Origin of the sequence: Streptomyces sp. NPDC005181 (assembly GCF_040608395.1) — a bacterium.
In the GTDB taxonomy this organism is placed as follows: domain Bacteria; phylum Actinomycetota; class Actinomycetes; order Streptomycetales; family Streptomycetaceae; genus Streptomyces.
In genome coordinates this window covers 1-9,763 of sequence record NZ_JBEXID010000152.1, presented here as the reverse complement: position 1 = coordinate 9,763, position 9,763 = coordinate 1, and the positions used below count along the sequence as shown (strand labels likewise).

Annotated in this window: 8 protein-coding genes and 1 pseudogene; 2 read left to right on the top strand and 7 right to left on the bottom strand. The window is 69.9% G+C overall.

The window, feature by feature from the left end; genetic code table 11:
- The first annotated feature begins 80 nt into the window (after positions 1-80).
- Positions 81-287 carry an FmdB family zinc ribbon protein gene (locus ABZV38_RS38085; protein WP_356333251.1) on the top strand — a complete coding sequence of 69 codons (207 nt, stop codon included), beginning with the start codon at positions 81-83 and terminating at the stop codon, positions 285-287.
- 21 nt (positions 288-308) lie between these two features.
- Here the strand turns inward: ABZV38_RS38085 and ABZV38_RS38080 are convergent, their stop codons facing one another.
- From ABZV38_RS38080 to ABZV38_RS38065, 4 genes are read right to left on the bottom strand one after another with little or no spacing between them, the layout of a single operon-like run.
- A complete protein-coding gene (locus ABZV38_RS38080; RefSeq protein ID WP_356333249.1) occupies positions 309-968 on the bottom strand; it encodes a class I SAM-dependent methyltransferase in 660 nt (219 codons plus the stop codon).
- A 53-nt stretch (positions 969-1,021) separates the two neighbouring features.
- A complete protein-coding gene (locus tag ABZV38_RS38075; protein ID WP_356333253.1) occupies positions 1,022-1,945 on the bottom strand; it encodes an HAD family hydrolase in 924 nt (307 codons plus the stop codon).
- 20 nt (positions 1,946-1,965) lie between these two features.
- Positions 1,966-4,515 carry a phosphoribosyltransferase gene (locus tag ABZV38_RS38070; protein WP_356333247.1) on the bottom strand — a complete coding sequence of 850 codons (2,550 nt, stop codon included), beginning with the start codon at positions 4,513-4,515 and terminating at the stop codon, positions 1,966-1,968.
- 10 nt (positions 4,516-4,525) lie between these two features.
- Positions 4,526-5,689, bottom strand: coding sequence for an HpcH/HpaI aldolase/citrate lyase family protein (locus tag ABZV38_RS38065; RefSeq protein ID WP_356333245.1), 1,164 nt, complete (start codon positions 5,687-5,689; stop codon positions 4,526-4,528).
- Between the two features lie 220 nt (positions 5,690-5,909).
- On the opposite strand from ABZV38_RS38065, the gene ABZV38_RS38060 reads away from it, so the two are divergent.
- Positions 5,910-6,803: a TerD family protein gene (locus ABZV38_RS38060; protein ID WP_356333243.1), complete on the top strand. Its 894-nt coding sequence runs from the start codon at positions 5,910-5,912 to the stop codon at positions 6,801-6,803.
- A 79-nt stretch (positions 6,804-6,882) separates the two neighbouring features.
- Here ABZV38_RS38060 and ABZV38_RS38055 read toward each other — a convergent pair whose 3' ends face one another.
- From ABZV38_RS38055 to ABZV38_RS38045, 3 genes and pseudogenes are all read right to left on the bottom strand, one after another.
- Positions 6,883-7,617, bottom strand: coding sequence for a Tellurium resistance (locus tag ABZV38_RS38055; protein WP_356333240.1), 735 nt, complete (start codon positions 7,615-7,617; stop codon positions 6,883-6,885).
- A gap of 140 nt (positions 7,618-7,757) precedes the next feature.
- A pseudogene (locus ABZV38_RS38050) lies at positions 7,758-8,910 on the bottom strand (DUF475 domain-containing protein).
- Between the two features lie 70 nt (positions 8,911-8,980).
- Positions 8,981-9,556 (bottom strand): TerD family protein, encoded by a 576-nt coding sequence (locus ABZV38_RS38045; RefSeq protein ID WP_356333238.1) that lies wholly within the window; start codon positions 9,554-9,556, stop codon positions 8,981-8,983.
- Positions 9,557-9,763 lie beyond the last annotated feature (207 nt).

The following is a 9,763-nucleotide window of genomic DNA, read 5'->3' as shown; positions in this document are numbered from 1 at the left end:
GTGACACGCCACTTCGGCGTGCCCACAGGCATATCCGCAGGTCAACCTACATATTCGTGCCCTAGTCGGCACCGCCAACTGTGGAACTCAGGTCCTGCGGAGACACGTTCGAACTCAGCCGTCCGATGGCCGAGTCGTCGGCCCCTGCCTCCTGCCCCGCCGGGCACGAGGACACGGTGAAGCTGCTCTCCACCGTGGCCGTGGGCGGCGCGTCCGCCAAGTCCGCGCCCGCCGCCCCGTCGGGTGGCGGTGGCGGCGGCTGCTGCGGTGGGGGCTGCTGCGGCTGACCCCGGCCGGGCGGGCGGTCGCTACCGCTTACGGGAGAGGGTCAGTCCGTCCGCCACGGTGAGCATCACGCTGTCCATCCGCGGATCGGCCGCCACATGCTCGTTGAACTCCTTGATCGCCGCCGCTCCGCCGGTCGCCCGCGGGTCGGTCACACCGCCGTGGAACAGCACATTGTCGGTGACGATCAGGCCGCCCTGACGCATCCGGGGCACCAGTTCTTCCCAGTACGGGATGTAGTTGCCCTTGTCCGCGTCCAGATAGGCCAGATCGATGTGCGGCTCGGACGGCATCGCTCCCAGGGTGTCGAGCGCGGGGGCGATGCGCAGCTCGATCCGGTCGGCGACGCCCGCCTTCTCCCACGCCTCGCGGCCGTGGGCGGTCCAGTCCTCCGAGATGTCGCAGGCGATCAGCCGTCCGTCGGCGGGCAGTGCCTGCGCCATCGCGAGGGCCGAGAACCCGGTGAACGTCCCGACCTCGACGATGTGCCGGGCGCCCGTCAGCCGTACGAGGAAGGCGAGCAGCGGGCCCTGCTCCTCGGCGGACTGCATCCCCGCCTGTTCGGGAAAGCGCGCGTACGTGGTCTCGACGAGTTGACGCTGTACCGCATCGAGCGGCGGGTTGTGCGCCAGCATGTACGCGTACAGCTCGTCCGTGATCTTGATTTCGTTTCCCTTGCTCATCGCGCACTCCCTCTGTGCCTGCCGGGCAGGCGGTCACCTGCCCGGCACGCTGGTCACCCGCTGGACGGACCGGTCATGGCCTCAGGTACCACTGTTCCCTGTCGGAGACCCTGCTGCGGGACGGAAGCCTGAAGGAAACGCCGGAGGATCTCCTCGCCCGCCATCACGCCGTTCTCCGTCAGTACGTCGATGTGCGGGGCGCTCCAGCCGGTGTCGGCGAGTTCGCCGTGGCCGGGGCGCCAGGCGCGGTCGGCGGCGAGGAGCAGATCGGCGTCGAGGAGCGAGTCACCGGCAGCAAGGGTGAGTGTGGCGCCGGCGCGGCGGGCGACTTCGTTCATCGCGGCGCTCTTGGTGAGCGGCATGGGAACGGCGTAGATCTTGCGGCCCTGGAGGGAGACGGTCCAGCCGCGGGGTTCGGCCCACTCGGCCAGCTCCCTCACCCAGCCTGCGGGCAGCAGCGAGCGTTCGACGACGAGATAGGCGAAGAGGTCCTCGGCGACCCGTTCCTTGAGGAGCCAGGCAGGGTCCGCAGCGGCGACGAGGTGGGCGCGGACTTCGGCGAGCGAGGCGCATTCGTCGGCGAGCCGGCGGGCCACCTGCGCCTGCCAGCCGGGGTCGGACACCCCGTCGACCAGGAGCTGTCCCCCGTTGGCACAGATGGCGAACTTCGGTGCGGGGCCGGGGAGCCTGATGCGGTGGTACTGCTCGCGGGTGCGGGTGGTCGTGGGCACGAAGACCGTGGTGCGGGCCAGCTCGTCGAGGAGTGCGGCGGCCGTCTCCGTGAGATAGGAGAGCGGCTTGTGCCCGTACACCTCGACGCAGAGCAGCCGGGGGGCTTCGGCGTCCGGCATGGCGAGCTGGAGCGCCGCCGTCGAATAGATGAGGGTGCGGTCGAGATCGCTGGCGACCAGCGTCACGGGGCCGGCCGGGGCGGTCGGGGCAGCCCTGGGGGCCGGGGCGGCCGTGGGAGCCGGGATGGTCACGGAGCTCGGGGTGGTCACTGTGACGCCACCGCCTTGCCGTCCGCTCCCGTCGCGCCCCGGGTGTACTTCGGGTGGATCAGTCCGACGCAGGTGTAGGGGAGTTCGTCGACCTCTTCGACCGGCACCCCGCGCTGCTCGGCCAGCAGCCGGATGTGCTCGAGGTCGGCGCCGGCGCCGCGCTTGGCGAGGATCTTCCACGGGACACGTCGCAGCAGTACGCGAGTGGTCTCGCCGACGCCCGGCTTGACCAGGTTCACATCGTGGATGCCGTACTCCTCGCTGATGCGCTCGACGGCCGCCCAGCCGTCCCAGGTCGGGGCTCGGTCGGCGGCGAGCAGCTCCTTGACCTCGGCGTCCACTGCGTCGACGACCTCGTCGAAGTTCGCGGCGACGGTGTCGAGGAAGTGGCCGGACACATCGGCGTCCGCCAGCTCCCGGTAGAACTTCGCGCCGTGGAAGTCATGCGGGCCGACCAGATCGGAACGGAGCACCGTACGCGAAATCAGTCCGGACACGGTGGAGTTGAGACAGGCGGACGGTATGAGGAAGTCCTCGCGGGTGCCGTAGGTGCGGACACAGCCGCCCGGGTCGGCCAGGACCGCTATCTCGGGATCGAAGCCCTCGAACCGGGCGAGCGCCGCCGACAGTTCACGGGTGATCGCCCCCTTGCCGGTCCAGCCGTCGACGAAGACGACGTCCGCCGGATTGTGGTGGGCGGCCAGCCAGCGCAGGGCGTTGGCGTCGATGCCCCGCCCGCGCACGATGGAGACGGCGTAGTGCGGAAGATCGAGTCCGTGCCGGTGCTGCGCCCAGCGGCGCATCAGCACACCGACCGGGGTTCCGGCCCGGGCGAGGGAGACGAGAACGGGACGGGGGCTGCGCTCGGCGAGAACCGTCTCGGTGACGGTGCCCACGGCCCGCGCGATGCGGGCGGCCGAGAGGTCCAGGGCTGCCTTGAACAGGTCCTGGTACTCGGCGGACGGCTGGTATTCGACGGGCAGCGATTCGGCGTAGTGCGCGCCACCACTCTGTATCGCCTCCTCGCGCTCCTCGGTGGGCGCCTCCAGCTCGGTGTCCGAGAGGTCCTGGAGCAGCCAGCCGACGTCGTCCGGCGCATAGGAGGAGAAGGCGGGGCCGCGAAGGGGCTCGGGCAGCATGGGGGGTTCCTGCCGTTCGGGGGCGGGTGAGGGGGCGTACGGCGGTACGTACGAGGGGACGACGGCCAGCAGGACGTGGGCGGTGTGCGCGGCGAGCTCCGCCAGCAGGCCGCCGGGGGCGTGCAGCTCCGGGGTGTCGGCCGCGGAGTCGACGACCACCACCACGGCGTCGAAGCCGGCGCCTGCGACGTTGTAGGCGAAGCGGTCGCCGGGGCCGTCGGCCGGGTTGTCGTGGGCCGGGAAGACCAGACGGCTGCGTATCGCGTAGCCGGGGTCGTCGACGGCGAGGACCGGGGAACGTGTGGTGGTCGAGTACCGCACCTCGGCGTCGGTGTGGTCCTCCAGGGCCGTGCCGAGCCGAAGCGGTGCGTACATCAGCTCCTCGAAGCCGAGGATCAGTACGCGGCGGGCGTCGCTGCCCAGGGCGTCGGCGATGCGGGCGGCCATGGCGGGAAGGGCCGATTCCAGGGTTGCGCGGTGTGCGGGGGTGAAGCCGTGCCGGCCGCCGTCGGGCACCCCGGCCGGCCACCGCAGCTCCACTCGGGTGCAGGGGCTGTCGGCCTCTCGCCCCGGAGACGATCCGGCCCCGGCTGCCGCGCCGGCGCCGTCCCCGCCCTCGCTTGCCTCGGCGGCCCGCTCATGGGCGGTGACCAGCGCCTGCCCCTTCTCCAGGACGCCGTCCGGGAGGCGGACCGTGCCCGTTCCTCTCGCCACCAGGTCGACGCGTGCGCCGATCTCCGCGGCGAACTCGGTCAGGCGTCCGCGGTCGGCCGGCGACCGCATGTCCACCAGGGCCACGATGACGTACCGGTCGCGCGGGTAGAGCTCGTGCAGGGCGCGGATCGTGTTGAGCACGGTGTTGCCCGTGGAGAACTCGTCGTCCACCAGCACGAGCGGCTCTCCGGCCCGCTCGCCCTCGCCGCCGGCCCCGAACAGCGCCGGGTTCTCCGGGAGCAGCAGATGCGAGGTCGCGTGCGAGTGCGACTCCTCGAAACCGCCCGCCCGGGCCACGCCCTCGACCGGGCGGCGCGTCGAGTGAAGGTACCGCGCCACGCCCAGCCCGTCGGCGACCGCGTGGCCGAGGCCGGTGGCGGTCTCCGCGTACCCGAGGACCACCGACCGGCGCGCCAGCGCTTCCCCGAGGAGCTCGCGGACCCGCAGGCCGAGCTCGAACCCCGCCCCGTAGACCACGGACGGGCTCTGCGGCACATGCTTGCCCAGCACATTGGAGACGAGCAGATGGGCCCGCTTGGGGTTGCGGCGCAGGGCGAGACCCAGCAGCTCCCGCAGCTCCCTGTCGCCTCCGGGCGCCCCGTTGCCGACGAGCTCGACGCCCAGTCGCTCCGCCACCCAGCTACCCGACCACACCACGTTCGCCTTCTCTTTCCTTGCTGCGCGCTCGCTCATCGGGACGCGCTCATTCCGCGAGGCCCGCGGCCAGCAGATCCACGAACCCGACGTCTTCCTTCGCCACACCGAAGGCCTCGGCCCGCAGCAGCGTGCGCTCGGCCCAGGCCCGGTGGGGCTTCACTTCGTTCATCTTGTTCGTGTACGCGGAACGCATGACGCCACCGCCTCCCCGCTCCGGTCGCAGGATGTCCTGTGCATCGCTGAACTCCTCGTGACTGACCACGGACAGTGCGTGCACGGGCGCGACGTGCGACGGGTGGATGCACGTCTTGCCGAGCAGCCCGTTGGCCCGGTCGAGCTCGATCTCCCGAAGCAGCCCGTCCAGGTCGTGCTCGATCAGTGTCGTGCGCAGCTCCTCGGCCCGCCCCTCCAGGAAGGGGCTGCGGCGCAGTTGCGGCTTGAACATGCGCTCCTGGAGCCTGAAGTACTCCCACACCGGGCCGGTGATGGTGAAGCCGGTGCCGTCCGACCGGCCCAGCACATTGACCACGTCGGCGATGACCGCGGCGACGAGCTGCACGTCGTACGCCGTCATGTCGGGCGCCCTGCGCAGTCCGTACGCCGAGCAGAAGTCGGTGACCCCGAGCCGCAGCGCGAGCACCCGGTCCCGGTACCTGTCGACGGTACGGGCGATTCCCTGCAGCGTCTCGCTGCGGGACTCGATATGCAGCAGCTCCGGGGATTCGAGGACAGGCATCGCGAAGAGCCGCCGGTTCCTGGCCGCCTCGGCCTTGGTGAGTGCCTCCATGAACGGCACACCACGCTCTTCCGTGAACTTCGGAAGTACAAAACCGGACAACATTTGGGCGGAGCTGCCGAGCCGGTTCACCAGGTCCGTGATCTGCTCCGGCTCACGGACCCGGATGAAGAGCAGCGGCACCTCCACGCCGCGCGCCTCGAGGTCGGCGAACTGCCTGACCAGGTTCTCCTCGGCCGCCGTCACCTCGGAGTCGTCGATCGAATCCTCCAGGCACAGCACCATCGAGACGACACCGCGCCCGGCCTGTTTGATGATGTCGTCCGCGAGCCGCGGCCGGGTGGCCGGGGAGTAGAGGGTGGCGCCCAGGGCAGTCGAAAGCATGCGGGCGGGCGAGCCCGCGCCGAATTCGCTCGGCTCCCGATGGAACAGGCCCTTCCGCGCAGCGGGCGAGATGTGCCCGAAATGACGCATGTGATTCCCCCGTACTGCCTGACCGGCCGGACAACGTATGGCCGGTAATAGTACGTACGGACTGGTGTCGACAGTTCCCTGCGTGCATGAATTTCGGGTAACTCGTCCATTTCCCGACGGTTCCACAGGGCGCGGAGGGCGTGGTTCCGACGCACTGCCGAGACATGGGTTGCGACCCCCGCGTTGTCTGCGCGGGCAGCCAGCAGGCAGGATGACCGCCATGACGCACGCGATGCTGAAGGGCTCGAACGTCCCCCTCGATGCCGCGGCCGTACGGGCCGTACTGCGCTGGACCCCCGGCGCAGGGGTCCCCGATGTGGACGCCTCGGCCCTGCTTCTCGGCACCGGTGGCCGTGTGCGCTCCGACGAGGACTTCGTCTTCTACAACCAGCCACGGCACCCCTCCGGCCTGGTACGACGACTGCCGAAGCGCAGTGTCGCCGAGGGGCTGACCGACACCATCGAGGCCGACCTCGGCGCGCTCGACCCCTCGGTCGACCAGGTGGTCATCGCCGCGTCCTCGGACGGCACCGCCTTCCAGCAGGTCCGCGATCTGCGCATCCTGCTGTACGACGCGGCGTCGGCGGGCGAGGATCCGCTCGCCGTGTTCGATGTGCGGCCGGAGACCGGCGAGGAGACCGCGATCATCTGCGGTGAGCTCTACCGGCGCGGCGATGGCTGGAAATTCAGGGCGGTCGGCCAGGGCTACCCGACGGGTCTGGTGGGCCTCGCGACCGCATTCGGCATCTCGGTCGACGAGGCGGAGGCCGCGGCCGAGCCCGGTCCGGCCCCGTCACCCGCCCCTTCGCCCGCCTCGGCTCCAGCGCCGGTCACCGGACCGGCTGCCGCACCGCCCGCCCCCGCGTTTCCCCCCGCCCCGGCGCCCGGCCCCGACCTGCAGGCCACGGTCCGGCACCAGCAGCCCGCGTACGGCTATCCGCAGCCGACAGCGGTCGCAGCGCCCGCTCCGGCTCCCCAGCCGGCCTATGGCTACCCGCAGCCGGCCTCCGTACAGCCCGCCTACGGCTATCCGCAGCCCGCGGCGGCCGCGGCGCCCGCTCCGGACCCGAATTTCGTCCTGCCGCCGCAGGGCCCGCAGTTCGTCCGGTCCTGACCGGCCCGGCGCCGCGGGCCGGATCCGAGTCCGAGGACCGGCACCCGGTCTCAGGCCCGGGACTCGAGGACAGGCGGCCTCAGGCCCGTGACTTGTAGCCTCGGCCCCACTGCATCCCCCAGCCGTACAGCCGGTCCAGCTCCGACTGGAAGCCGTAGACGAATTTCACCTCGCGCCGCACGATCAGCTCGTCCTTGACGTTCTCGACGGTGAACACGGCGCACGAGCGGGCCTGCGGGGCCCTCTCGTCGAGCTCGATCTCGATCCGCGGCCCGTTGCCCGGGTAGAGCGTCACCTTGGCGTGCGTACGGTCGAACGCCGGCGTCCGGTCGTAGATGTAGACGAAGAACAGCAGCCGCTTGATCTGGTCCCGCTGGTCGAGGTTGACGTACACGGTCTCCCCCGACGGCGCCCCGAAGCGGTCGTCCCCGCTGAGCCTGATGTACGGCGGCCCGTTCAGGTCGCCGATCAGGTTGCCCAGCGGCTGCACGACGCCCTTGGTGCCGTCCTTCAGCTCGTACATGCAGCCCAGGTCCAGGTCGACGTTGACCACGCCCTGGGTGTGCGCCTGGACCACATCGGGCTGGAAGAGCTTGAACGGCCGCAACAGCCGCCCGCTCTGCCGCGATCGCCCCTCGATGTCGGACGTGCGCATCCGCCAGGAGAGATTGACCCGGAGGTTGCCGGTCAGCGCGCCCTGTTTGGTCAGCGAGACCGTGGCGTGCCGCTTGGAGAGCACGATGGAGTTGGTCGCCGCGTTGCCCGACTCGAACTGCGCTTCGCGCCTCGGCCACAGGCCGTCCCAGAACGCCATCCCCAACCCCCACACGTCTCGGTACTGCCCGGCCCCGCGCGCATCACTGCGGGGCGGCCCCCGGGCCGGGTCCGGGTGTCCCCGGAGAACCGTCGCCGTACGGACCGCCCCGCTGTGAGCGTTCCTCAATCCCTACCGGGTCACACCCCGGACGAGACTTCCGCCTTGGAGCCCGAGTTGTCAGTTGTCGCCGCCGCCTCCGGCCGCCAGCGCCTTGTTGCGCCGGACCGAGGACCAGAAGGACCAGCCGATCAGCACGACGCCGACGAGACCGGTGATGATCTCGTTGATCTCGTACTGGATGGTGACGAGCAGGATGATGGACAGCGCGCCGATGGCGTAGTGCGCGCCGTGCTCCAGGTAGACGTAGTCGTCCAGGGTGCCCTGACGGACCAGGTAGACCGTGAGCGACCGGACGTACATGGCGCCGATGCCGAGGCCGAGGGCCATCAGCACGATCTCGTTGGTGATCGCGAAGGCGCCGATGACACCGTCGAACGAGAAGGATGCGTCGAGGACCTCGAGGTAGAGGAACATGAAGAACGCGGCCTTGCCGGAGAGCAACACCGCGGAGACCTTCTTGCCGGTCTTCCTGGCCTCTTCCTCGGCCTCGTGCTCGCGCTCCTCCTCTTCCTCGAGCTTGTTCTCGAAGTAGCTGGAGAGACCGCCGACGATGAGGTACGTGATCAGACCCGCGACGCCCGCGAGCAGGACGGTCTCCGCCTTGTTCGCGTGCGCGCCGCCGTGCTGGTGCGCCTGGGTCGCGAAGGTCATGGCCGAGACCAGCAGCACGATGAGCGCGATGCAGACCGACAGCATCTCGACCTTGCCGAGCTTGGCGAGCGGACGCTCGATCCAGCGCAGCCACTGGATGTCACGCTGCTCGAAAATGAAGTCGAGGAAGATCATCAGAAGGAACATGCCACCGAAGGCGGCGATCGCCGGGTGGGCGTCCGTGACCAGTTCCTGGTACCGCTCGGGCTGGCTGAACGAAAGATCGACCGCCTCGATGGGCCCGATCTTGGCAGTGATGGCCACGATCACGACGGGGAAGACCAGCCGCATACCGAAGACCGCGATGAGGATACCGACCGTGAGGAAGATCTTCTGCCAGAAGGCACTCATCTTCTTCAGGATTCCGGCGTTGACCACCGCGTTGTCGAAGGACAGCGAGATCTCGAGGACGGAAAGAATAGCGACGACGCCGAAGGCTTCCCACCCCCCGTAGAACACCGCTGCGACCAGGCCGAGCGCGGTAATCGCGAACGACCAGCCGAAGGTTTTCAGAAGCACTGGCTACCTCATCGTGTAAGTACGGGTCTCCCCCGGGTGTGTACGGGGCTACCCCGCGCTGTGCGCGGCTTTACGAAACGTTGACCCCGAAGTCTAGAGCGATGCCTCGCAGCCCCGACGCGTACCCCTGCCCCACCGCACGGAACTTCCACTCGCCGTTGTACCGGTAGAGCTCGCCGAAGATCATCGCGGTCTCCGTCGAGGCGTCCTCGCTCAGGTCGTACCGCGCGAGTTCCTGGCCGTCCGCCTGGTTCACCACGCGGATGAACGCATTGCTGACCTGACCGAAAGTCTGCCCGCGGTTGTCGGCCTCATGGATCGAGACCGGAAAAACGATCTTGTCGCAGTGGGCGGGCACCTGTGTGAGGTTCACGATGATCGACTCGTCGTCGCCGTCGCCCTCACCGGTGAGATTGTCGCCCGTGTGTTCCACGGAGCCGTCGGGGCTCGTGAGGTTGTTGTAGAAGACGAACCACTCGTCGCCCAGCACCCGGCCCGACTGGCACAGCAGCGCGCTGGCGTCGAGGTCGAAGTCGGCTCCGGTGGTGAATCGTGCGTCCCAGCCGAGGCCGACGAGCACCTGGGTGAGGTTGGGTGCGGCCTTGGAGAGGGAGACATTGCCTCCCTTGGCGAGCGTGACGCCCATGGTGTGTGTCCTCCCCGAGTCGATGAACCGTCTGTCAGTGACCGTCTATCGATGAACCGTCCGTCGACGGACTGTCTGCTGTGCGCGTCCGGGGGGGGCCCGGGGGGGGGGGCCCCCCCCGGGGGGGGGGGGGGGGGGCCGGGGGGTGGAGCGGCGGGGCGCGCCCCCGGCGCCCGCAGGGGGGGGGGAACACACTGGGGGCCGGCT

What these genes read in the sequence shown, in the direction of transcription:
- ABZV38_RS38080 (WP_356333249.1), bottom strand. Translation starts at nt 968, where the DNA reads ATGAGCAAGGGAAACGAAATCAAGATCACGGACGAGCTGTACGCGTAC.
- ABZV38_RS38070 (WP_356333247.1), bottom strand. Translation starts at nt 4,515, where the DNA reads ATGAGCGAGCGCGCAGCAAGGAAAGAGAAGGCGAACGTGGTGTGGTCG.
- ABZV38_RS38065 (WP_356333245.1), bottom strand. Translation starts at nt 5,689, where the DNA reads ATGCGTCATTTCGGGCACATCTCGCCCGCTGCGCGGAAGGGCCTGTTC.
- ABZV38_RS38060 (WP_356333243.1), top strand. Translation starts at nt 5,910, where the DNA reads ATGACGCACGCGATGCTGAAGGGCTCGAACGTCCCCCTCGATGCCGCG.
- ABZV38_RS38055 (WP_356333240.1), bottom strand. Translation starts at nt 7,617, where the DNA reads ATGGCGTTCTGGGACGGCCTGTGGCCGAGGCGCGAAGCGCAGTTCGAG.
- ABZV38_RS38045 (WP_356333238.1), bottom strand. Translation starts at nt 9,556, where the DNA reads ATGGGCGTCACGCTCGCCAAGGGAGGCAATGTCTCCCTCTCCAAGGCC.